Origin of the sequence: Mesorhizobium sp. UC74_2, assembly GCF_042701485.1 — a bacterium.
Lineage (GTDB): Bacteria > Pseudomonadota > Alphaproteobacteria > Rhizobiales > Rhizobiaceae > Mesorhizobium.
Window position 1 is genome coordinate 5783696 of sequence record NZ_CP170562.1, and the last position, 21450, is coordinate 5805145.

At 62.2% G+C, this 21450-nt stretch carries 21 protein-coding genes; 6 read left to right on the plus strand and 15 right to left on the minus strand.

The features are described from left to right. Positions 1 to 32: 32 nt before the first annotated feature. The 7 genes from ACFJIU_RS28205 to galE form a co-directional block, all read right to left on the minus strand. Positions 33 to 995: a glycosyltransferase family 2 protein gene (locus ACFJIU_RS28205; protein WP_379065562.1), complete on the minus strand. Its 963-nt coding sequence runs from the start codon at positions 993 to 995 to the stop codon at positions 33 to 35. Then, entirely contained in the window at positions 985 to 1941 is a 957-nt protein-coding gene (locus ACFJIU_RS28210) for a glycosyltransferase (RefSeq protein ID WP_379065564.1), read from the minus strand. Before ACFJIU_RS28210 ends, ACFJIU_RS28205 begins: the two co-directional genes overlap by 11 nt. After that, complete coding sequence (locus tag ACFJIU_RS28215) at positions 1938 to 2966, minus strand: glycosyltransferase family 2 protein (RefSeq protein ID WP_379073253.1); 1029 nt, start codon at positions 2964 to 2966, stop codon at positions 1938 to 1940. Before ACFJIU_RS28215 ends, ACFJIU_RS28210 begins: the two co-directional genes overlap by 4 nt. Positions 2967 to 2983: 17 nt before the next feature. After that, positions 2984 to 4159, minus strand: coding sequence for a glycosyl transferase family 1 (locus ACFJIU_RS28220; RefSeq protein ID WP_379065566.1), 1176 nt, complete (start codon positions 4157 to 4159; stop codon positions 2984 to 2986). A gap of 159 nt (positions 4160 to 4318) precedes the next feature. Then, positions 4319 to 5161 carry a glycoside hydrolase family 16 protein gene (locus ACFJIU_RS28225; protein ID WP_379065568.1) on the minus strand — a complete coding sequence of 281 codons (843 nt, stop codon included), beginning with the start codon at positions 5159 to 5161 and terminating at the stop codon, positions 4319 to 4321. 156 nt (positions 5162 to 5317) lie between these two features. After that, positions 5318 to 5716, minus strand: a complete 399-nt coding sequence (locus tag ACFJIU_RS28230) for a hypothetical protein (protein ID WP_379065570.1) — start codon at positions 5714 to 5716, stop codon at positions 5318 to 5320. 52 nt (positions 5717 to 5768) lie between these two features. Continuing rightward, positions 5769 to 6761, minus strand: a complete 993-nt coding sequence (gene galE / locus ACFJIU_RS28235) for a UDP-glucose 4-epimerase GalE (RefSeq protein WP_379073254.1) — start codon at positions 6759 to 6761, stop codon at positions 5769 to 5771. A gap of 261 nt (positions 6762 to 7022) precedes the next feature. On the opposite strand from galE, the gene ACFJIU_RS28240 reads away from it, so the two are divergent. Together ACFJIU_RS28240 and ACFJIU_RS28245 are read left to right on the plus strand one after the other, a co-directional pair. Then, entirely contained in the window at positions 7023 to 7982 is a 960-nt protein-coding gene (locus tag ACFJIU_RS28240) for a glycosyltransferase family 2 protein (protein WP_379065572.1), read from the plus strand. Between the two features lie 9 nt (positions 7983 to 7991). Next, positions 7992 to 8966: a polysaccharide pyruvyl transferase family protein gene (locus ACFJIU_RS28245; RefSeq protein WP_379065574.1), complete on the plus strand. Its 975-nt coding sequence runs from the start codon at positions 7992 to 7994 to the stop codon at positions 8964 to 8966. Here ACFJIU_RS28245 and ACFJIU_RS28250 read toward each other — a convergent pair. Both ACFJIU_RS28250 and ACFJIU_RS28255 read right to left on the minus strand, forming a co-directional pair. Continuing rightward, the gene (locus ACFJIU_RS28250) at positions 8957 to 9961 is read right to left on the minus strand and encodes a glycosyltransferase family 2 protein (protein WP_379065576.1); all 1005 of its coding nucleotides are present in this window, start codon (positions 9959 to 9961) and stop codon (positions 8957 to 8959) included. The two genes, ACFJIU_RS28245 and ACFJIU_RS28250, sit on opposite strands and share 10 nt — an antisense overlap. 168 nt (positions 9962 to 10129) lie before the next feature. After that, the gene (locus ACFJIU_RS28255) at positions 10130 to 10426 is read right to left on the minus strand and encodes an exopolysaccharide production repressor protein (protein WP_379065577.1); all 297 of its coding nucleotides are present in this window, start codon (positions 10424 to 10426) and stop codon (positions 10130 to 10132) included. A 618-nt stretch (positions 10427 to 11044) separates the two neighbouring features. Between ACFJIU_RS28255 and ACFJIU_RS28260 the strand changes: the two genes are divergently transcribed. The 4 genes from ACFJIU_RS28260 (at position 11045) to ACFJIU_RS28275 (ending at position 15473) form a co-directional block, all read left to right on the plus strand. Continuing rightward, entirely contained in the window at positions 11045 to 11725 is a 681-nt protein-coding gene (locus tag ACFJIU_RS28260) for a sugar transferase (RefSeq protein WP_379065579.1), read from the plus strand. Between the two features lie 134 nt (positions 11726 to 11859). Beyond that, positions 11860 to 13062, plus strand: coding sequence for a polysaccharide biosynthesis/export family protein (locus tag ACFJIU_RS28265; protein WP_379073255.1), 1203 nt, complete (start codon positions 11860 to 11862; stop codon positions 13060 to 13062). Between the two features lie 153 nt (positions 13063 to 13215). Continuing rightward, positions 13216 to 14475 carry an O-antigen ligase family protein gene (locus ACFJIU_RS28270; RefSeq protein ID WP_379065581.1) on the plus strand — a complete coding sequence of 420 codons (1260 nt, stop codon included), beginning with the start codon at positions 13216 to 13218 and terminating at the stop codon, positions 14473 to 14475. Beyond that, entirely contained in the window at positions 14472 to 15473 is a 1002-nt protein-coding gene (locus ACFJIU_RS28275) for an acyltransferase family protein (protein WP_379065583.1), read from the plus strand. The genes ACFJIU_RS28270 and ACFJIU_RS28275 overlap by 4 nt, the downstream gene beginning before the upstream one ends. A 65-nt stretch (positions 15474 to 15538) precedes the next feature. Here the strand turns inward: ACFJIU_RS28275 and ACFJIU_RS28280 are convergent, their stop codons facing one another. From ACFJIU_RS28280 to ACFJIU_RS28305, 6 genes are read right to left on the minus strand one after another with little or no spacing between them, the layout of a single operon-like run. Beyond that, a complete protein-coding gene (locus ACFJIU_RS28280; protein ID WP_379065585.1) occupies positions 15539 to 16855 on the minus strand; it encodes a M20 family metallopeptidase in 1317 nt (438 codons plus the stop codon). Between the two features lie 3 nt (positions 16856 to 16858). Further along, complete coding sequence (locus ACFJIU_RS28285) at positions 16859 to 17815, minus strand: ABC transporter permease (RefSeq protein WP_379065587.1); 957 nt, start codon at positions 17813 to 17815, stop codon at positions 16859 to 16861. Then, on the minus strand, positions 17812 to 18789 hold the full coding sequence (locus ACFJIU_RS28290) for an ABC transporter permease (RefSeq protein WP_379065589.1): 978 nt from the start codon (positions 18787 to 18789) through the stop codon (positions 17812 to 17814). The genes ACFJIU_RS28285 and ACFJIU_RS28290 overlap by 4 nt, the downstream gene beginning before the upstream one ends. Before the next feature lie 13 nt (positions 18790 to 18802). After that, positions 18803 to 19786 carry an autoinducer 2 ABC transporter substrate-binding protein gene (locus ACFJIU_RS28295; RefSeq protein ID WP_379065591.1) on the minus strand — a complete coding sequence of 328 codons (984 nt, stop codon included), beginning with the start codon at positions 19784 to 19786 and terminating at the stop codon, positions 18803 to 18805. Between the two features lie 29 nt (positions 19787 to 19815). Next, positions 19816 to 20586, minus strand: coding sequence for an ATP-binding cassette domain-containing protein (locus ACFJIU_RS28300; RefSeq protein WP_379065593.1), 771 nt, complete (start codon positions 20584 to 20586; stop codon positions 19816 to 19818). Positions 20587 to 20622: 36 nt separating this feature from the next. Further along, positions 20623 to 21402 carry a glutamine amidotransferase gene (locus tag ACFJIU_RS28305; RefSeq protein WP_379065595.1) on the minus strand — a complete coding sequence of 260 codons (780 nt, stop codon included), beginning with the start codon at positions 21400 to 21402 and terminating at the stop codon, positions 20623 to 20625. Positions 21403 to 21450: the final 48 nt, after the last annotated feature.

Sequence of the window (21450 nt, forward strand, 5' to 3'; positions counted from 1 at the left end):
AGCCCCTCCGCCCAATTTCAAAAGTGGTTTGTTCAGCCGGCTTCCGATGATGTCCGGCCAGGTTGCAAGGTTGCCGCCAGCCGGCGCAATCGCGCCGCGATCGGCATGCCCAGATGCCGAAGTGCGGCCGGATCGCGCAGCGCCGTGGCTGCGGCAAGGATCGGCGCGCGCGCCTTCAGATGCTGCACCAGCTTGAGGAAGGATGCTGCCTGTCTGAGGCTGCGGGTGCGGCGTGTCTGCGCGGCGGCGGCACGCGGATCCAGCCTGTGCTGTTCGAGGAAGGTAGCATCCGCCCTCAGCATCGCCTCGACATGCCGTAGTTCCAGTACGCGCGAGATCGAGCCTTCGCGGATGTGATAGGCATAACCAACGCCTGGTTCGACGACGCAGCGGCCGCCTTTGGCCATGGCCGAAGCCAGGAAGATATAGTCCTCACCGATCCGCAGGGTCTCGTCGTAGCGCAGCTGGTGTCGTTCCAGGAAGCTTCGTTCGAAGATCGGTTTCATGTAGCCGAAGGAGAAGGTGCTTTCGAACATGATGTTGGCGGCGATGAAATCGGCGAGCGCGAGTTCGGAATGGGCCTCGAGAAGCTTGGTTTCGAACATCGCTTCGCGGGTGCCTTCGCCGTCGCGCACCACTTCGAGATTGTCGACAGCGATCTGGGCACCTTGTGCCTCGGCTTTCGCGATCATGCGCCGCAGGCGTTGCGGATGCACGGTGTCATCGGAATCAAGCACTGCGATCCAGCGACCGCGGGCGGCTTCCAGGCCGGCGTTGCGCGCGCCGCCGGGGCCACGGTTCTGGTCCAGCGCGATCACCTTGACCAGCTCCGGCGGAAAAGCGCGGGCGATCTCGACCGTGCGATCGCTTGAGCGATCGTCCACGACCACGACTTCAACCGACACGTCGCGCTGATCGAGCGCGCTCTCGATGGCGCGTGCAACCGAGTTCCCGGCGTTGTAGGCCGCGATGACGAAGCTGACGTCAGGCTGCATGGGTGCGCCCTCTCGCTGGCTGGTCACCATAGAGGCTGATTTCACGGACCCCGAGCAGCCCACTGATCGCCCCGACATGCATGATGCCGCGAAGTGCCTGGCGGTTGCGTCTGTGCGCAACAGCAACAAAAGCGCCGACACTCGCAAAACAATAAGCGGCCTTGGCTGCCGCCAGTCCGATCTGCAGCGGCCTTCTGCCCGTCTGCTGGCTGGCGAGCAGCCTGCCATGGGTCTGGCCCGAGCGGAAGCGGCGCTTGACCAGCCATTGCAGCCGGGCGCGTTCCTCGGGAACGGGTTCGAGCACCAGCGCATCTTCAGCATAGGCGATGCGTCCGCCGTCCGCATGAAGCTGCGAAAAATACTCAGTGTCCTCGCCGCCGGTCCTGCCGAGCGAAAGATTGAAACGTCGTCCTTCGACATGGGGAGACGCGCGGCGTAGAAGCACATTGCCGCTGTAGCCGGTGCGGATCTGCCCATCGACCCAAACCGGATTGGTCGAATGGAAATCGCCGCGACGCATCCAGCCGGGGGCGGTTGCGGCATAGATCGATCTTACCGGGCCAAGCACGGCATCGGCACCGGTGGTCCCGGCAATTTGCATCAGTGCGGCCATCCAGCCGGCCGTCACCGTGGAATCGTCATCGACAAAGGCGACGAAGTCGCCGTCGGCGGCATCGAGGCAAGCGTTGCGCGCCAGCGAGATGTTGGACGCCGGGCAATGGATATAGGTCAGCTCGAAGGGCAGGATCGGCGCGAGCGATGCCGTCAACTCCTGCGCGCTGGGCGCTGTATCGTTGTCGGCAACGATGATGCGCGCCTGGACATTGGACGGCCGTTCAAGCGCGCTGAGCGAGCGCAGGGTTTCCGCCAGATAGGGCCTGCGGTAGGTGCAAACGCAGACGTCGACCTGGATCTTCGGTGACGGGGGCAAGCCATTCTGGGTCACGACGCCGCCTCTCCGCGTTTCCACGAACCGAGAAGCTGCAGCCAGAAACCCATCGACCAGGCGAGGTGCATGATCATGGCGCAGAAGCTGGCCAGCAGGGCGTAGGGATTGCGCTGTCCGATCGCCATCCAGGCGCCGTAGCCGAGACAGGCTGCGATCCAAAGGCCGGCGGGAACGAGGGCCGACAGGCTGAGGAAGGCCAGCGAAGCACCGACGACAACCGGAAAGACCAGAAGCGGAATCGCCTGTCTCAGTTTCGGCCAGGTGCGGTGCTTCAGGATGTTGCGAGCCCGGCCGCGGCCGTAGCCGAGATACTGGCGAAACAGCGCGGATGCCGAGGCACGCGGATAGTAGGTCATGAAGGTCTTGTCAGTCATCCATATGCGATAGCCGGCGGCACGAAGCCGGTAATCCAGCTCGGCATCCTCGTTGTGGCTGAAGCTCTCGTCATAACCGCCGACGGCGCGGAAGGCCTCGACGCGCATCAGCGCATGGTGGCCGTGATCGGTCCAGTGGCCTGGCGCGCCCTCGCGATGCGGTGAGCCGCCATTGCCCAGTTTCGAATTCTGCGCGACCGCGGTCGCCTTTTGGAACAGCCCGAATCCCTTTGTCGCCATCGAGACGACGATCGAGTCAGCGCCGGTGGCCGAAGCCTCCTCGATCAGACGGTCGCAATAGTTTGCCGGGTAACCGCCATGGGCATCGATACGGATGAAGAAATCGACTTCGCCGCCATAGGCGGCGACCGCCTGATTGACGGCGGCGCTCTGCAGGCGTCGTGGATTGTCGAGCAGGACGACGCGGGGGTTTTGATCAGCGATCTCGCGAACGATGTCGCGGGTGCCATCGGTGCTGCCGCCATCGGCGACGACAATGCGCAGATCGTTCCGCTCGGCAGGTTCGGAAAGTTCGGTCAGCAGGGCGCCGATATGCCGGGCCTCGTTCAGGCAAGGAATCACCACCATGCACCGAGCGGCCGCTCCGTTTGCGACTTGTGCCTCCTCGCTTGCGGGGACGGCAGCCATCTTCGTGTCGAGGGCCGTCATGCCGCGACCCCCAGCAAGATGTCCTGCTGTTCCTTGCCGGCAAGGCGACCCAGTCGCGTCACCAGCGAACGGCAGTCATCCGGCACACAGATCCAGGTGCCGAGATCCTGAGCGGTTATCTTGCCTCGGCGCTCGAGATAAGTGTCGGTGTCGATGTCGCCCACCAGTGCAGAGAGGTTCTCGACGGACGGCTCGTCAAGCAGCAGGCCGATGTGGCGGTCGGCAAGGAAACGTGCCGTCTCGGTTCCCTTCATCGCGATAGGCACCGCCCCGAAGCGGCAGCCTTCATAAAGTCTGTTCGGCAGCAGCCAGCTCGAATTCAGGCCCTCCTCGAAGAAGTCGATGGCCCAACAGAAATGCACCTCGCCGTAGATGGCAGCGAGATCGTCCGGGTTGCGATAGGCACCCTGGAACGAAAGGTGGGGTTCGGCACGCACGAAGCCGTCGAAATCGTCGAACTCGACGCGGGCCGGTCGGCCGCGCAACAGGACCTCGAAACGCCCCTGCATGCGGCGCGTGAAATCTGCCAGCAGTTTCAGCGATTTGGCACAGCGCAATGCGCCGAACCAGCCAATCCTCCAGGGTTGGCCGTTCGCGGGCGGGGCCGGCAGCTTCGCCGGCTGGGCCGGTTTGCCGCTCAGGTCGAGCATCTTGTTCTGCAGCAGCACAGCTGGCGCCCGGGTCTGGCCGAAAGCCTCGAAATAGTCACGAACGAAGGCGGGAGAGCTGGTCAGCAACAACTGCGCATCGCGGCTGAAGAGCCGTTCGGCGCCACGCAGCGTTCTTCCAACGGCGCCTGTGTCGAGAAGGAAACGATGGATGTCCAGGCACTCGTAGACGATCGGTGCGGATCCACCGAAAATGCTGCGCGCCCGGTTGGCCAGGGCCAGCATCTCGAGGTTACGACCGATGATGATGTCGGGTTTCGGGATGGTGCCAAGCCTGGCGCCGAGCGAGAAGGCCGCCTTGGCGACGGCCGCAACGCGTTGGGCGAAAGCGCGATCGGCAGTGACGCCAAGATCGATTGGCGACAGGTCTTCGAAATCCGGCACCGTCTCGGCGCGGCGGAAACCCGCGAGCGTCACGGCGGCACCGCCGGTCTGGAGCATCGTCACGCGCCGGCGTACCGCCGGGTCGCAAAGATCGTGGACCAGGTAGAGGATATTCAGCATGGCCGGACCGTCAGCTTGGGCGATTTCGAAGAATTGTTGCGGCGATTTTGAAGCAAAGGTCGCGCCTAACGGGTGGTTGGCCTCCATCGGCAGATGCAACAATTCCTTGAAATCGTCCCGGGTGTCGCAGCGCCACGGGGCGCGGATGAAAGACCGCGCTCACTGCGTGCTCTTGTTCAGCTTGCAGACGATCGATTCCGGAAACTGGCAGGCGTCGCCGGGGGCTGTGTAGGCGACACGATCCACCTCGGCGATGATCTGCTGCGGAGGGCTGGAGAAGGTGCCCATCCAGGATTTCAGCGTGTCGCTGCCCCACAGGCTGAGATAGATCTTGGCAGGATGGCTGGGCAACTTGGCCGGGTCGGTGGCTTCCTCGACCAGCTTGCCATCGACATACCAGGCGATGCGATCCTGCTGCCACACGAAGGCGTAGTCGTGGAATTCCTTGTCGGCACCCCCAGGTACATCGACCAGCCTGGCCGAGCCGACGCTCTTGCCGTTGACATACTGGTTGACCTGGACCTTCGAAGGGTCTTTGCCCAGCACTTCGAAGTCGATCTCGTCATGCGGTTGTTTGTGGACCGGACCGATGAAGGAGAAGAAGCCGGTGTTGAGGCCGGACCCCGCCGCAGCCTTCATGCGGACCTCGAAAGTGCCGTAGCTGAAGCGCTTGTTGGTCTGCACCTCGCCACAGACATTGCTGCGGCCCTTGCTGGGTTCAGCCTGGAAGCCAAGCTTCAGGATTCCATCGGAGACATTCACCTGTTTGGCCGACCAGGTGCAATTCTGGTGGTCGCCGTTCGACCAGCCATCGGAAACATACCAGCGCTTCTTGTCGAGCTTGTCGAAGTTCTCGACGAAAGACTTGCCCGTCGCCTTAGGTTCTTTTTGATCTTCAGCACGGCCTGGAACGATACCAGCCATGGACGCGGACAATACCGACGCCACCACCAGACAACAGTTCAGGCCGGCTCGCGCCGGTATTCTCATACTTGCAGCCATACCGCTTGCTACTTTCGTTTTGGGTTCTCACCAGGGCGGCGGACCCGCGTCAATTTCGGGCGAATGTTGCAATGCACATAGAATAGATTAGCGGATCACAATGTGACGCCAACCCACATTCCTGCCGTCGATGCGGTAACTTTTTGTGATCGTCGGTTAAGCCAGCCGCCGACGAGGGGCTGGGGCGGGCGTCGCGATCTCTTCATTTTCATAGGGAAACAGCTCGGCCTGTGCTCGCAGACCGGTAACAAAATCGATCTGTTTCTCGAGGGCAGCGATCCGTGCCGAGTAGCGGATCATCACATCGGTGAGATCGTTGATGACCGGCGACATCGATGTGTCCTGGCCGTCTTCGAGTGCCTGCTGCGAGAAGGCAGCCTGAGCCGAGATGCTTTCGTGACGATCACGCAGGCCGTCCCTTTCACGCTCGATCTCCTTGCGCAACCCTTCGACCAGCCCAAGCAGTCGGGCGGCGCGGGTTGCGTCGGTCTCACGGTCCCGCCGCAGGCTCCGGACGCGGAACGGCTTGCGTGCGTTGAATTTGAATAAGGCCATGGCCGGTCCCTTCTCCTGCCGTTCGCAACCCTACCCGCCCACCGCGACGATCTTACTCTGCCGCAGCCAGCCCCGTCGAGGCATGCCATTGCCAGGCGGTGCGGACGATGGAACCGAGATCATGCCTGGGCCTCCAGCCCAGCACTGACCTTGCCTTGGCGTTGTCGGCGACCAGAACGGGAGCGTCACCCTCGCGGCGTCCTTCGCGGCGAATCGGGAACGGCTTGCCCGCTTCCGTCGCAATCGCCGTCAGCAATTCCTGCACCGTGGTTCCGGTGCCGGTGCCAAGATTGAGGGCAACGCTTTCGCCACCACCAAGCAGATATTCGACGGCGCGCCCATGCGCGTCGGCGAGATCGGAGACGTGGATGAAGTCGCGCACGCAGGTGCCGTCGCGCGTGTCATAGTCGGTGCCAAAGACGTTGAAGCCGTCGCGACGGCCAAGCGCTGCGTCGATGGCCAGCGGAACGGCATGCGTTTCTGGGGAATGCCGTTCGCCGATCCGCCCCTCGGGATCGGCTCCCGCGGCATTGAAATAGCGCAGGACCACAGAGCGGAAGTCCTGATGACGATCCAGATCGGACAGCATCTGCTCGACGATCAGCTTGGAGCGGCCATAAGGGTTGATCGGGTTCTGCGGATGCGTCTCCCGCATGGGGACATCGACCGGCAAGCCGTATGTGGCACAGGTCGACGAGAAGACCAGCTTGTCGATGCCGGCCTGCTGGGCGGCAAGGATCAGGGAGAGGGTGCCCGCGACATTGTTGTCATAAAAGGCAGCCGGCGCCTTCACCGATTCGCCGACTTCGATGAGAGCGGCGAAATGCACGATTGCAGCCGGTCGATACGCCTCGATCACTGCGGCAAGCTTCTCGCGGTCGCGGATATCGCCGCGCTCCAGCGGTCCCCATTTCACGAATTCAGCGTGACCGTTGCTCAGATTGTCATAGACCACCGGTGTGAAACCTCTCCCGGCCAGGTCCAGGCAGGTGTGGGATCCGATGTATCCGGCGCCGCCGACGACGAGAATATTGGTCACGGGGATCAATCCTTTTCGATTGCTGCGATGGGTTCGCGGGACATCGCCGGAGAGGCGACAAATTTCAGCCCGAATGTACTGGTCTTGGGAGGCTCGCTCCGGCCGACATGTTTTGTCACGCTTTTCAGGTTAAAAGCAGCCGGCATGTGACGAGCACCGTTTGTTTGAACGAGCGGGCCGTGCGTCAGCGAGCTCTGGACGGGGGGCACCGACCGGAATCATCGGAACCACTTGCGCGGGTTCCTAAACTCCTGAAGGCGCGAAAAAATGACGAAATGCACTGTCATCATTCCTTACTACCAGCGAGAGCCGGGAATCCTGGCCCGCGCACTGAGATCCGTGTTCGCGCAAACGCATCCGGATTTTGATGTGATTGTCGTCGACGATGCTTCTCCGCTGCCGGCCGAAGGCGATCTCGAAAACCTCAGCCCCGCCGAGCGGGCGCGAATAACCGTTGTAAAACAACCGAATGCAGGACCGGGCGGTGCACGCAACACCGGTCTGGATCATATCGGCGCCGACACTGACTATGCCGCCTTCCTCGATTCCGACGACGAGTGGACCCCCGACCACCTGAAGAATGCCGTGGCAGGCCTATCACTTTTTGAGGCGGATTGTTACTGGGCCTCGATCAAGGGTGGCGATGCCTTCTATTACCACTTCGGGGTGGCCGACCTGGCCGCTGTGACACAGGTGGTCCGTCTTTCCGAGCAGCCGCCTCTGGTCGAGGTCCCGGCGCTCGGCGCAACCATGCTGAAGAACTGGAGCTTCATGCACCTGTCATGCATGGTTATCGGCGAGGCCCTGTTCCGCAAGGTTCGCTTCGATGCCTCGTTGCGGTTGGCAGCCGAAGACGTGCTCTTCTTCTACGACTGCGTGAGAAGCTCCCGTCGCACGGTGCTTTCCGAGAGCTTCGGCGCCGTACGCGGCGAAGGCATCAACATCTTCCATGGGCTGGACAGTGATTCGCCGCAGTTCCTGAAACAGCAGTTCAACACCTGGGTGGCGCTCGACCAGCTGGAAAGCCGGTTTCAGCATGTTGCCGAAGACCGTGCGTCGATCGAGAACTACAAGCAGACGGCACGCAATCAGGCGCTGTGGGGACAGGCGCGGCTGGTGAAGGCTCGCAAGGCACCGCAATTCAAGCAACTGGCTGCGTGGGCCTGGCGCGATCCGAAACTCCTGCGCAGCGCCGTCAATCTCGCCGTTTCCAAGATCGCGAAATAGGACCCTGTGATGCAACCTTTCTACTGGGAATCCGCACACGGCAATTTTGGCGACGATCTCAACCTGTGGCTCTGGGATTTCCTCTTGCCAGGCTTCCGCAACGTCCATCCCGACGTGCTTCTGGTTGGGGTCGGCACCGTGCTCAATCAGGCATTGCTGCCGGCCGGCGTGAAGAAGCTCGTCGTCGGTAGCGGTTTTGGCTATGGCTCGCTGCCGGATCTGTCCGACAGGGAAGAATGGGATACCCGCGCGGTGCGCGGGCCGCTCACGGCGCAGAAGCTTGGATTGGCGCCGGAACTGGGCATCATCGACCCTGCCGTGATGGTGGCCGAGATGCCGGAGTTCCGCGATCTGCCAAGGACTGGCGGTGCGATCTTCGTTCCGCATTGGGAATCGACGGTCGGCGGCATCTGGCCGTTGGTCTGCCAGGCGGCCGGACTGGGCTATGTCGACCCATGCGGGGAAGCCAGGTCGGTGATCCGGGCGATCGCCCAGGCGGATCTGGTGGTGGCCGAATCAATGCACGCCGCGATCCTGGCCGACGCTTTCCGGGTGCCGTGGGTGGCGGTGACGACGTCCCGCTCCATCAATTCGTTCAAGTGGCGCGACTGGGCGACGTCGCTGGGTGTGGACTACAGACCCCGACAGATCCCGATCTCGTCGCGGGCAGAGGCGGTCACCAAGGGAGCACGATTCTGGGGCTTCGATTTCGAGACGCCGGCAGCGATGGTACACGATACAGGCCGACCCGATCATACCGAAGTCCTGGAGCGCAAAAGCGGAAATGCTTTGGTGATAATGCGCAACGACCCGCCACCGTCGATGCTGCGCTCCGTGGCAAAGCAGGTGTTGGCGGCGCCGTCGACGCTGGCATTGTGGCAGGCGCGCAAGGCGCGGCCACAGCTGAGCAGCGATGCGATGCTGTCGGAAAAGAAGGACCGCTTCCGTGAAGTGCTTGCGGACGTGCGGCGGGACTATCTCTGAGCGCCGATACGGGCTGGCAGCAGATAGCGCGGCGGTGCCGGCTCGTCGCTGACAGGCCGTTGCCGTGCCCGCCGGGCGTCCAGTTTGTCGCCGACTATGCCGCCAACGATCGCCGGCAGCGCGGCGGGACGCAGCAAGGCATGGATACCGGCTCCCGCAAGGCCCCGAGAAGCCTTGACGTCGAGGAAATGGCGCAACTCATAGCGGCCACGGACATGACGTTCATGGCGGCTCAGCATGGTCCTTGCCGTTGCCGGCAATGGGCCGGACAGCATGGCCAGATCGGCTTCGTAGAGCCGCTTGAGGTCATCGGTCCGGTGTTTGCCGCTGAGCGAATCGGGGCGCACGACGGCACCGTAGCCGCAGCCGTGAACGACCTTGTAGCGTGCGCCTTTCAGCAATGCGCGCGCATAGAGGTCATAGTCTTCGCCCAGCCGCAGGCGCTCGTCGTAGCGCAGGCCATTGGTGTCCAGGAAGGCGCGGCGCATGATGGGCTTGAGGAACCCGATCTCGCCACGCGAAGCGCCGCGCTTCGATATGTTGCCCTCGACGAAACCTTCGAGGTCCAGGAAGCGAGGGGCTGGTTCGAAATATGGGACGTGCGGTTCGGTGCCATGCGCGCCACGGCTGTCGATAAAAACGATGTTGTCAGCAACAAAGTCCCAGTCTTCACCGTCGACCAGGGCATCGAAACGTCCTTCCAGGAAAAAGTCGTCGGCATCCAGTATGGCGATCAGCGGGGCCTTGGAATGTTCGATCGCCCGGTTGCGGGCATGGGCCGGTCCATGATTGCGGTCGAGACGAAGGATATGCAGCCGTCCCGTAGCATCATCGGCCTCCAGGCTGACCTGGGCTGTTGCATCCTCCGAGCCATCATCGACCACGACGACCTCGGAAACCCGCTTTTCGCGTAGTGCCGAGGCGACCGCACGTCCGATCGTCGTTTCAGCGTTCTTGGCTGCGATGATGACGCAGACGGTGGCGGATGAAGCCATCTCGACACTCCAGTTGCGGCCGCTTGCTTGCAGCCGATGCATCCCCATGCCCGATTTGTGGCTAGCAGCCACGATCCTGCGCCATGACTGCCTGTTCGCAGAAACGCAAGGCGATTTGATGACAATTCGTGTCTGAGGGGTGGCAGGCCTGTGCGAGCACCTGAACGATCAGGGCAGCGGGGAACGTCCCACGCCAGGCAACTGCGCGGTTTCGCCCTTTGGCTGGATATCGGTGGTGGAAGCGGCGACATTCTCGCCGTGCGCAAGCGGTTCTCCGCGTTTCCCGGTCTCGCCCGAGCGCCAGACCATGACCAGAATGCCGATGAAATATCCGACTTGAATGATAACGGCACAAATCAGCGTCTGGATGAAAGTTGTCCAGGCCGATTGAGTAATCGCATAGCTTGCTACGGCGAATGCAACCAACACTGCGATGAAACCACGAAGGAATAACAGAAAGGACATATTATCCCTTCCTGATATTCTGATTTCGCGTCGTGTTGAAACGCTTGGGCAAAACCTGTCTCCCGCCATGACGGGCGCCGGTCTTACACCTCAGCCGGTGAAATCAAGACTCGCTTTCTTCAAAGCTTGAAGCCCAGATTTCCCATTTGCCCGCACGCCGTCAAATATAGGAATTTCGGCAACACTAGGCAACACGCTGCGGGATCACATCCATGGTCATGGTTTACCTTGGGTTCTCTGGAGATATTATTGCAACACGTCCGCGTAGCCGGTTGCGCTTGCAAAAGCTGAAGTGATGCTCTCCTTGTTATTTTAGCACTATTGGTTAGCTTCGCGACATCTTCATGGTGAAATAAAATACAATTTGATAAATACCGAAACTTGGCGTGATTTTTGTAGTTTAATATTGAAAACATAAAGGAAATCAAACACAAAAGTGAGATTTCATGCGGCGTTCGAACATAGGAGAACCCGCAATGTTTCGAATCGTTACAAAATATGACTGCCGTCTCCTCGTTGCGACCGATTTTCATCATAGAGGTGACATATCCAGCCCTCTATTGTTCGCATGCTGCGGTGCAGCATCGTTGACCTGACCATTTTTTGCGGAGCAACAAAATGAGAGACGCCGCCAGATTGGCCAACGGATTGTCATGCCAGCCCGACGAAGGGGCTCCTCCCGCGATAGGCGGTGCGATCAAGCGCGGATTCGACATTCTGGGCGCATTGGCAGGCATTGCCCTGCTCAGCCCCTTGCTGCTGATGCTGGCGGCGCTCGTCAAAACCACGGATGGAGGCGGCAGCATCCTGTACGGCCACCGACGAATCGGACGCAACGGGACGGTGTTCCGATGTTGGAAATTCCGGACGATGGTGAAGAACGGCGATGAGGTGTTGACCGCACATCTGGCCAGCAACCCGCAAGATCGCGAAGAATGGAATGCCACCCGCAAGCTGCAGAACGACCCCCGTGTGACACGTGTCGGAGCCGTACTGCGCAAACTCTCGCTTGATGAGCTGCCGCAGATCATCAACATCCTGCGCGGCGAAATGAGTTTTGTCGGTCCACGTCCCGTGGTGAAGGACGAACTCGAACTCTATGGCAATGCGGCTGAATTCTACTTGAAGTCGCGTCCAGGCCTGACCGGCCTGTGGCAGGTCAGCGGCCGCAACGACGTGTCTTATGGCGCCCGCGTCGCCTTCGATCAGCACTACGTCGAGAACTGGTCGTTTGTCTTCGATTTGAAGATTCTCGTCCGCACGGTCCCAGCGGTGTTCTCGTCGCGCGGTAGTTATTGATTTTTGCGACAGCCGGGCGGGTTTTCATCGGACCTTCCCTCCGGGAGGTCCAAGAAGAAGGACGGCATTCTTTGAGATATATTCGAGCAGCTTTGTCTGTACGGCTGTTTATCCACGGCCTGTGTGTCGGTTTCATGTTGATGGCGACATCCGCCTCCATGGCCGCCGATGGTTATCGTCTCGATGCGATGGACAAGCTGCGCATCCGGGTTGCCGAATGGCAGAGTGCCGAGGGCGCTGTGCGCGACTGGGCAACCATCAGCGGTGATTACAGCGTCAACCCCGCCGGAGAGGTTTCGCTGCCTTTCGTCGGCGAACTCGACGTCAAGGGCAAAACCACGACCGAAGTGGCGGCAGCCATTGCCGCCGGCCTGCAGCAGAAGCTCGGTCTGCCCGACCGGCCCGAGGCATCAGTCGAAATCGCCGAATTTCGTCCCGTCTTCCTCGCCGGCGATGTTCAGACACCCGGCAAATACCCCTATGCGCCGGGGTTGACCGTGCTGAAGGCGATGAGCCTCGCCGGCGGCCTGCGCCGCGCCGACAGCGGGCAGGGCGGTGTGCGCGACTTCATCCAGGCGCAAGGCAATTACGATGTCCTGATCGCGCAGCGGAATGGCCTGCTTGCACGCCGCGCGCGCTTGATCGCCGAGGCCGAAAACAAGGATCAGATCGATTTTCCGCCGGAGCTCAACAAGACCGATGTCGGCCGCAAGCTTATGGCGGACGAGACCGCGCTGAAGGAAGCGCGCGAAAAGCGCCTGCGCCTGCAACTCACGGCGCTGGATGACCTGAAGAAGCTGCTGCAGTCGGAGATCGAATCGCTCTCGAAAAAGATCGTCACGCAGAACCGTCAGGTCGAGTTGTCGAAGGACGAACTGAAGAGCATCAGCGGTCTTGCCGAAAAGGGCCTCGTGGTCAACCAGCGTATCATGAGCCTTGAACGGACAAGTGCCGAACTCGAGGGCAAGGTGCTGGATCTGGAGACCGCCAGCCTGCGCGCCAAGCAGGACATCTCCAAGGCAACGCAGGACGCGACCAAGCTGCAGAACGATCGCGATACCGAGGTCGCCCAGAGCCGGCAACAGACCGAGGCCGACCTTGAGGAGATGGGCTTCAAGGTCGGCATGTATTCAGGTCTCATGACCGAGGCGATGACACGGGCGCCGGATGCCGCGCGCACGGCGAACAATGGCACGGAGCCGGTCATCCGCTACGCGATCGTGCGGACGGGCGAGGATGGCAAGTCGAGCGAAGTCGCAGCCGACGAGAACACTCAGATCCTGCCCGGTGACGTGGTCAAGATCGAGATCGCCGGTCCTAACGTAACGTCCAACTGAGCCGTCGCAAGAGCCGAGTATGATGAAGCCGCTGGACCGGCGTCGTGTGCCTGAAAGGACGCGCGGCGCCCAGCGCATCAGCGTGAAAATCGGGATCGGTTTTCAAAAACGCGTTGCGCCGAGCTTCAGACGCGAGTGTAGCGGAACGATGTCGTGAAGATCGCCAAAGCATTGCTTGTGAATCCCGACCGCAATTTCTGGTACGGCGCCGTCGCGGTCGCGGTATCGATCTTCGTGTTCGCCTACTCGACCCGTTTCGGTCAGATTTCCATTCTGGCTTATTATGCCTGCTGGCTGCCGCTCGTTCTGGTCGACTACAAGCGGGCGCTGGGCGACTACCGTCGCTTCTTCTGGATCATCGCATTCGCGGTTCTCGCCTGCCTTTCCATGTTCTGGTCGGCAGCGCCCGGCGTGACGGCGCGTGCTGGCATACAACTGCTGTCGCATGTCATCTGCGCGTTGATTGCGGCGCGCACGATTTCGGTCCGCACGCTCAACATCGGTGCGCTGGGCGGTATCCTGATGGTGGTGCTGTTTTCCATTGCCTTCGGACAATACAATCTGGATCCGATCGACGGCACCTACAGTTTTGTCGGCGCTTTCTCGTCGAAAAACCAGCTTGGCCTGTTCTCGTCACTCGGCATCTACTTCGCGTTCACGGCGGTCGCTGTTCAGCACGAGCATGGCCTCTGGCGCCTGCTGGCGATCTTCTGCGGCTTGTTGTGTGCCTACACCTTGCTTGCGGCCCAGTCGGCGACCTCGGTGCTCGCTATAGGGGCGACGCTTGCCATGCTGATCTCCCTGAAGCTGGCGATGCTGTTTTCACCGTCCGCCCGCAGGGGCGGGCTGGTTGCCGGCATGGCGATAGGTTTGCTGCTCATCTTTGTCGGGCTCAACATGGGAGCGGCCGACGCCGTGCTTGGCGCCTTTGGCAAGGATTCGACCCTGACGGGCCGCACCTATCTCTGGCAGCAGGGCTGGGAGGCCGCCATGCAGTCCTTCTGGTTCGGCGTCGGCTATCAAGGCTATTGGGTGCAGGGATTTTCCGAAGCCGAACGACTTTGGCAGGAGTTCTATATCGGCTCGCGAAGCGGCTTCCATTTCCACAACACCTACATCGAAGTGCTGGTGGAGCTCGGCCTTGCCGGTATCCTCGCCATCGCTGTGCTGATCGTCCGTGTTCCCTTCGGCCTGCTGCTTCGCCTGATCGATGCGCGCCGGGATCCGGCCTCGTTCACACTGCTCGGCATCGCGGTGATGTTCCTGATCCGCTCCTTCGTCGAGGTGGACGTCATCAATCCTTATGTCGTCGGCTCCTTCCTGGTCTATTACGCGGCCGGGCAACTGGTGTTGCCGCAGCGAGCGCCCCAAATCGCCACGGCAGCGCGCTTGTTGCGGCCGGGCACGGCATGAACAAGCTCTACGGCATCCAGTACCTGCGAGCTGTCGCTGCGCTGGGCGTGGTCGTCTTCCACGCCGCCGAGCGCAATGGCGGTCATTTCACCATTGGCGCCGCGGGCGTCGATGTGTTCTTCGTCGTCTCGGGCTTCATCATGTGGGTGCTGGCCGAGACACGGCAGCCCTCACCAACAGCTTTCCTGAGAGAGCGGATCGAACGCATCGTGCCGCTTTACTGGATCGCGACCGCCGTGATGGTGGCGGGAGGAATGGCTGGCCTCTTCCCGAAGATGAAGCTCACCGCCTTCCATGTCTTCGGCTCGTTCACCTTCATTCCGCATGTGTCGCCAAGCGATGGCGGGACGTGGCCTGTGCTGGTGCAGGGCTGGACGCTGAACTACGAGATGTTTTTCTACGTCCTGTTCGCGGCAGTGCTGTTCCTGCCTGCAGCGAGGCGTTTCCTGGCATTGGTATTGCTGTTCGGCGTACTGGTCGGCTTCGGTCTGGTCGTGCAGCCGGATGGCGCGGTGCTGCGCACCTATACAAGCCCGCTGATGGCGGAATTCCTCATCGGCGCGGCGATCGGCAAATTGTGGCTGGCGGACCGAATGCCGCCGGCCACGCTGGGAGTTCCGCTGATCGTCGTGTCGGTAGCCGGCTTTGCATTGGTAGGCTTCGGTTATCTTCCGTTCGGGCCGGCTGCGCTCGCACCACTGTCGGGCATGCTTCTGGTCGGTGTGCTGTGTCTCGAGAAGGCCGGCAGTGTTCGGCACATGCGGGTTCTGACCTATCTCGGCGATGCCTCCTACTCAGTCTATCTCTGGCACACGATCGCGATCTCGGTCGTCATCAAGGCGAGCGGAATAGCAGGCCTGTCGGCGCTGCCTGCCTTCGTGCTGTCGATCATCGCCGGCACCGTTGCGGGACTGCTCTGCCACGAATTGCTGGAGAAACCGATTGCCGCCTGGTTCAAGGCGCGGCGTCACCGCGCACGCGTTCGCTACGCTGGGTAACAGCATGAATGATGAGGCGCGGCTTCTTCACGTCCGCTGCCTCGCGGGTCGTCTTTTGCCCCCTGCTACCGACACCAGCGCTCAATGGTCAGGGCGATGGCCTTGGTGCAGTCGATCAGGTCACGCACCGAGACGCGTTCGTTCGGCTGATGCGACTGGGCCGGATCGCCCGGGCCGAAATTGACGGTCGGCGTGTTGCCGAGCCCTGTCGGCAGGCCGATATCCGAGTGCGCCCCGAAACCCGACAGTTTCGGCGACAGCCTGGCGGCACCGACCGCGCCCTGAAAGGTCTGCACGAACGGATGGTCGGCCGGTACTTCGGCGCAATCCGCGTCGAGGATCCATTCCACCTGTGCCGGATGCGCGCGCAGGTACGGGTCTGCCTGGCAGACATTGGCGACGTGCTCTTCGATCTCGCGCTTGACCGCACCGCCCAGGCCGGACTCGTCTTTTTCATGCGGCAGATACTGGGCGTCGATGATGATTTCGGCGCGCCCGGCGGTCGAGGAAGGGTGCTCGCCGGCATTGATCTGCGTCACCATGATCTGGTTCGGCATGTCCATCAGCGGATGTATCTTGCGGGGATCGCACATCCAGCGGCGGTTGAGGATATCGATGCCATCGAGCATCTGCCGGCACAATTGAACCGCATCGACGGGTCCGCTCGAATACCACGCATTGGGTGTGAGTTCGGCGTGCCCGCCGATGCCGTCGAGGATGATGCGCCCCCAAAGGATGCCATGGCACAGTGGCGCGATGCGGTTGGCGGTCGGCTCGGTCATGATGCCGGCGTCGGCGTGGAAGCCGCGATCGACCATGGCAAGCGAGCCCATGCCGCCGATCTCCTCATCGACCACGGTGGTGAAGACGATATCGCCGGATAGCGGTACGCCGAGTTCCTTCAGGATCTCGACGGCCATCAGCATGCAGGCGACGCCGCCTTTCATGTCGACGGTGCCGCGGCCATGCAGGAAACCGTCCTTCAGCACGGGCTGGAACGGATCGGTCTGCCAGTGTTCGCGCGCGCCCGGCGGCACGACATCGATATGGCCGGTCAGCATGATCGACTTGCCGCCGCCGGTACCCTTCAGTGTTCCGCCGAGATTGGGTCGGCCCTCGAAGGTGCGGCCCTTGTTGGCGCCGGGCCTTCCCTTGTATTTCTCATAAAGCGCCGGGCCGTCCGGATCCCACAGGTCGGTGGTGAAGCCGAGTTTTTCCAGTCGTCCCTGCAGATAGAGCTGGCAGTCGCGTTCGCCTGGACCGGCCTTGGTCGGGTCGGACATGACGATCGACGGGAAGGAAACCAGCGCACTCAGCGTCTCGACAATGCGGTCGCCACGTGCCTCGACCTGTTCGGCAATTCTCTCTTCAATGGACGCCATCAATCATCTCCAGCGTTGTGAAAGGCGGTCGGCGAGAAGCACGAAGATCAGCAGCGCGCCGACGATGCCGACCTGCCAGACCGTGTTGACGTTGAGCTGCAGCAGCCCGGTCTTGAGCGTGACCAGCAGCACCACGGCTGCAAGCACACCGCCGACGCCGCCGCGGCCGCCGAAGATGGCGATGCCGCCGAGCATGGCCGCGGTCAGCGATTCCAGCTCGAGGTTCTGGCCGATATTGGGCCGGCCACTGCCGAACCATGCCAGCGACACCAGTCCTGCCACGCCGGCTAGCATGCCGCTCAGCCCATAGAGGAGGAGGCGCGTGCGATCGACCGGAATGCCGACCAGGCGCGCGGAGCGTTCGTTGAAGCCCATGGCATAGATCCAGCGGCCCCAGGCGGTGAAGACGAGCACAATGCCGGCAAGCACGAAGGCCGGCAGCGCCGCCGAGACGAAAGGCAACGGAATGCCGCCTACGGTGCCGCGCCCCCACGGCAGCAGCCATTGCGGCACACCCGGCTGCGGTGCGCCACCGGTGAGCGCCAGCGCCAGGCCGGAATAGGCAAAGAAGGTTCCGAGCGTCGCAATCAGCGGCAGGATGGCAAGGCGGGTGACCAGCAGACCGTTGAAAAGGCCGAGCAGAAGCCCCGCGACGATACAGGCGAGTGGCAGGAACAAGGGCGGCATTCCTGCCTTGAGCGCAAGCATGGCGAGGATGGCCGAAAGGGAGACGGTGCCGCCGACCGAAAGATCGATGCCGGCTCCACCGGCAAGGATGACCAGCGCCTGGCCAAGGGCGGCGAGCGCCAGGATCGTCGAAAACTGGAGGACCGTGGTCACCGTGGCGGCACTCAGCGCCGTCGGCTTGAGCACGAAAAGACCGCCAAGAACCACCACCCACAGGACGGCGAGGATCGCCAGCACCAGCGCCGGCCCGTGAAGACTGCGCAAGCGGTTCATCTGCTGGCCCATCCCAGTTTCGAGAAAGCCATGCGGCCGGCCAGGACCTCGAAGCTGAGCACGGCAATCAGCAGGCCGCCGGTGACGACCGTCTGCCAGAGCGACGGCACCCCAACCAGCAGAAGACCGTTCTGCAGGATGCGCAGCAAAAGCACCCCGAGCACGGTTCCGATCAGGGAGCAGCGCCCGCCGAGAATGCTCGTGCCGCCCAGCACCACCGCGGCGATCGCATCGAGAGCCAGCGTGCTGCCGGTGCTCATTTCGACGTTTCTATAGGTCGCGACGTAGAAGGTTGCCGCAAGTCCGGCCAGCATGCCGCTGATGACAAAGGCGGCAAAGCGTACCCTGGTCACGGAGATGCCGGCGAGCCGCGCCTTTTCCTCGGAGTTGCCGATGGCCAGCAGATGCAGGCCGAAGGGTGTGCGCCGCAAGGCCAGCCATACGGCAAGATAGGCCAGGGCGATCATCCAGAAAGAGAGCGGCACGCCGCCCAGACCGGCGCTGAGCATCTCGGTGAGGCCTGTTGGCAGGCCGGAAAGCCATTGCCCGCCCAGCACCACGAAGATCGCCGTGCGGTAGATGCCGAGCAGGCCGAGCGTGCCGACAATTGCAGGAATGCGGCCGAGCACGACCACGGCTGCCGTCACAAGGCCGAGCAGAGCACCGGTCAGAGGTCCGATCACCGCGGCAAGAGCCGGATCGAGGCCGGCGCCGAGCGCACGGCCGACGGCGATGGCCGACAGCCCCATGACGACACCGATCGAAACGTCGATGCCGCCCATGGCAAGCAGCAGCGTCATGCCAAGGCCGATCAGCAGCAGCTCGACGCTGTTGCGCATGATGGTCGCGGCATTCTCCGGCGTGGCGAACACGGGTGAGGCGGACGCAAACGCGATGGTCAGGACCACGCATGCCGCGAGCAGGATAAGCTCGCGGCCTGTCAGCATGGACATGGCCTGGTTCAGGCGGCGCATGGGTTCTCCCGTGTCAGAAGTCGAACTTGTCGACATTCTCGGCCGTGAAGATCGCCGGCGGACCGAGCAGCAGGATGCCCTTCTCGGCATCATAGGTCACGGGTTCGGCAAAGCCCGGTACGGTGTTCGATGCCTCGAACTTCTTTCCGTCGATCAGCTGCTTGCCTGCCCATACGGTGAGATAGCCGAGCTGTGAGGGGTCCCACAGGACACTGAAGCCGAACGCACCGCTCTTGATGTAGGAGCGTGCGGTGTTGGGGCTGCAATAGCCGGTGCCCACCACCTTGCCGATCTTGCCGGCCGTTTCGATCGCCTGCGCCACGCCGGGGCAGGTGCTGGAAGCCACAGCGATCAGGGCCTTGAGGTCGGGATTGGCGGCAATCAGGTCGCTCGAAATCTGTGCGGCGCGCTGGGCGGTGCCGCCGGCGAACTGCGGTTCGAGCAGGACGAGCTTGGGGTATTTCTCCGCGGCCCGCTTCTTCATGAAGCCGATCCAGGCGTTCAGGTTGGTGGCGGTCGCCTCGCCGGAAACGATGCCGACCTTGGCGTCTTCGCCGACCCGTTTGACCAGCTCATCGACGATGGCATAGCCGAGCCCTTCATCGGTCGCCTGCGCCACATAGACGGCGCGGCCGCTGTCGGGGGCATCGCTGTCGCTGGTGAACAGCTTGATGCCCTTTGTCTCGGCGGCCTGGACGACCGGTGCGATGCTGGATGCATCGAGCACGCTGACCGAGATGGCGTTGACACCCTGGTCGATCAGGTTCTGCACGATCTGCAACTGGTCGATCGGGTTCGCATCGACCGGGCCGGTATAGACGAAGTCGACGCCAAGATCGGCGCCAGCCTTCTTGCCGCCGGCTTCCATCGCGTTGAAATAGGGAATGCCGATGAGCTGCGGGACGAAAGCCACCTTGGGCTTGTCCTGCGCCATCGCTGAGGTGGCAATCGCAAGTATCGCCGAAGCTGCCAGGGCCCGCGCGAGATGTTTCAGCATGTTTGTTCCTCTCTGGGTTGGACGTGCTGTTATTGTGTTTTTTCGAGCGCCCGCACGTCGGGGTGAGCGCCTGTTATGAGAGCGACGATTTCCTCCGGTTCCGTCTCGGCACGCAGCCGTTCCGCGACCTTGCGTCCGCGCCGGAACACGACCATGCGGTCGGCGACCTCGAAGACGTCGGAAATGTTATGGCTGATCAACACGACCGCGCAGCCGCGCTCGGCGAGCTTGCGGATCAGAGCGAGCACCTTGCGGGTTTCGGCAACGGCGAGCGCGGCCGTGGGCTCATCCATGATGACCAGCTTCGCGTTCAGGTTGAGAGCGCGGCAAATGGCAACCGACTGACGCTGGCCACCGGAAAGACTGCCAACGGGCGCTTCCGGGTCGGAGATATGGGCGTCGAGTTCCTTCAGCAGCCCGGCGACCCGCTGCTTCATTTCCTTGCGCCGCAGGAAAGGAACGCCGAGCACCGAATGCCTCAGTTCGCGGCCGAGATAGACGTTCTCCGAGATCGACAGGTTTTCCGAGAGCGCCAGCTCTTGGAAAATCGTGGCGATGCCGGAGGCAGCCGCGTCCTTCGGGGAGGCGAAGGACACCGGCTGCCCCGCGACGAGGATCTGGCCTTCGCTTGGAGGGTGCGCTCCGGCCAGAACCTTTATGAAGGTGGATTTGCCGGCCCCATTGTCACCCAGCAGGGCGAGAACCTCTCCGGCGCGGATTTCGAGATCGACATTGGAAAGCGCCGTCAGGCCGCCGAACCGCTTGGCGATGCCTTTGGCAACCAGGAATGCTTCGGACATGTCTTTCTCCTCCCCAGCCACGTCCCGATTGCCCTGTCAGAGCCGGGTCAGCCAGCCGAGCGCATTGCGCCATAAGGTGGTGTAACCCGGCCAGTTCGAAAAGGATGCCGGAAGCCAGTGCGGGCTGACGTCGGACATCCAGGCTAGCGTGCGGCCGTTTCCAAACGTCCCGGTGACCAGCAGCGGATGGCCGCCCTGGTCTTCGGGCAGGCTTGCCAGGACCTCGATGCCGGCTTCCGGCTTCAGACGCACCTCGTTGGCGCCGAGCAACGGTGGCCATTCGCCGTCCAGGCCGTTCAGGATCGGATGGTTGCTTTTGGCGTCGACGACAGCGCTGAAACCTTCGGGTATCTCGAGGCGGTCATCGTAGGGCAGGCATTCCACCGGCAATACATCTTCGACCGGCGTACGGCGCCAGCGTGCGCGGCCGTCGATGCCCTGGAAGGAGAAATAGCCGCCGATCATCGCCAGGCCACCGCCTTGCGCCGTCCAATCCTTCAGCAGCTTGAGCCGGTTGGGTACCGTCTTGCCATGCAGCCAGACATCAGGGTGCAGCAGCAGGGACGAGGCACCGATGTCGGAAAGCAGGATTGCGTCATAGGCATTCAGCCCGTCGAGGTCGAAAGGCAGCTTCTCGACGGCCTCGTGCGCCGGCATGTGGGTGAGGTCGAAGGCGCTGCCCTCAAGCGCCTTGATCAGGGGCTCGGCGCCGGAATGAAAGGTGACGCTGCCGAACTGATCGAAGCCCTTGAAATGGGTGGCTGAACTCAACCAGGTCTCGCCGACAAGCAGCACTTTCTTCTTGGTATTGGACAAGGCTTCGATCTCCCATCAACTCCATTCGCCCATTCGGCGGCGAAGTGG

Coding starts and splice junctions, on each gene's coding strand:
- ACFJIU_RS28205 (WP_379065562.1), bottom strand. CDS start 995: ATGCAGCCTGACGTCAGCTTCGTCATCGCGGCCTACAACGCCGGGAAC.
- ACFJIU_RS28215 (WP_379073253.1), bottom strand. CDS start 2,966: ATGGCTGCCGTCCCCGCAAGCGAGGAGGCACAAGTCGCAAACGGAGCG.
- ACFJIU_RS28220 (WP_379065566.1), bottom strand. CDS start 4,159: ATGCTGAATATCCTCTACCTGGTCCACGATCTTTGCGACCCGGCGGTA.
- ACFJIU_RS28225 (WP_379065568.1), bottom strand. CDS start 5,161: ATGGCTGCAAGTATGAGAATACCGGCGCGAGCCGGCCTGAACTGTTGT.
- ACFJIU_RS28230 (WP_379065570.1), bottom strand. CDS start 5,716: ATGGCCTTATTCAAATTCAACGCACGCAAGCCGTTCCGCGTCCGGAGC.
- ACFJIU_RS28240 (WP_379065572.1), top strand. CDS start 7,023: ATGACGAAATGCACTGTCATCATTCCTTACTACCAGCGAGAGCCGGGA.
- ACFJIU_RS28245 (WP_379065574.1), top strand. CDS start 7,992: ATGCAACCTTTCTACTGGGAATCCGCACACGGCAATTTTGGCGACGAT.
- ACFJIU_RS28250 (WP_379065576.1), bottom strand. CDS start 9,961: ATGGCTTCATCCGCCACCGTCTGCGTCATCATCGCAGCCAAGAACGCT.
- ACFJIU_RS28255 (WP_379065577.1), bottom strand. CDS start 10,426: ATGTCCTTTCTGTTATTCCTTCGTGGTTTCATCGCAGTGTTGGTTGCA.
- ACFJIU_RS28260 (WP_379065579.1), top strand. CDS start 11,045: ATGAGAGACGCCGCCAGATTGGCCAACGGATTGTCATGCCAGCCCGAC.
- ACFJIU_RS28265 (WP_379073255.1), top strand. CDS start 11,860: ATGTTGATGGCGACATCCGCCTCCATGGCCGCCGATGGTTATCGTCTC.
- ACFJIU_RS28275 (WP_379065583.1), top strand. CDS start 14,472: ATGAACAAGCTCTACGGCATCCAGTACCTGCGAGCTGTCGCTGCGCTG.
- ACFJIU_RS28280 (WP_379065585.1), bottom strand. CDS start 16,855: ATGGCGTCCATTGAAGAGAGAATTGCCGAACAGGTCGAGGCACGTGGC.
- ACFJIU_RS28285 (WP_379065587.1), bottom strand. CDS start 17,815: ATGAACCGCTTGCGCAGTCTTCACGGGCCGGCGCTGGTGCTGGCGATC.
- ACFJIU_RS28290 (WP_379065589.1), bottom strand. CDS start 18,789: ATGCGCCGCCTGAACCAGGCCATGTCCATGCTGACAGGCCGCGAGCTT.
- ACFJIU_RS28295 (WP_379065591.1), bottom strand. CDS start 19,786: ATGCTGAAACATCTCGCGCGGGCCCTGGCAGCTTCGGCGATACTTGCG.
- ACFJIU_RS28300 (WP_379065593.1), bottom strand. CDS start 20,586: ATGTCCGAAGCATTCCTGGTTGCCAAAGGCATCGCCAAGCGGTTCGGC.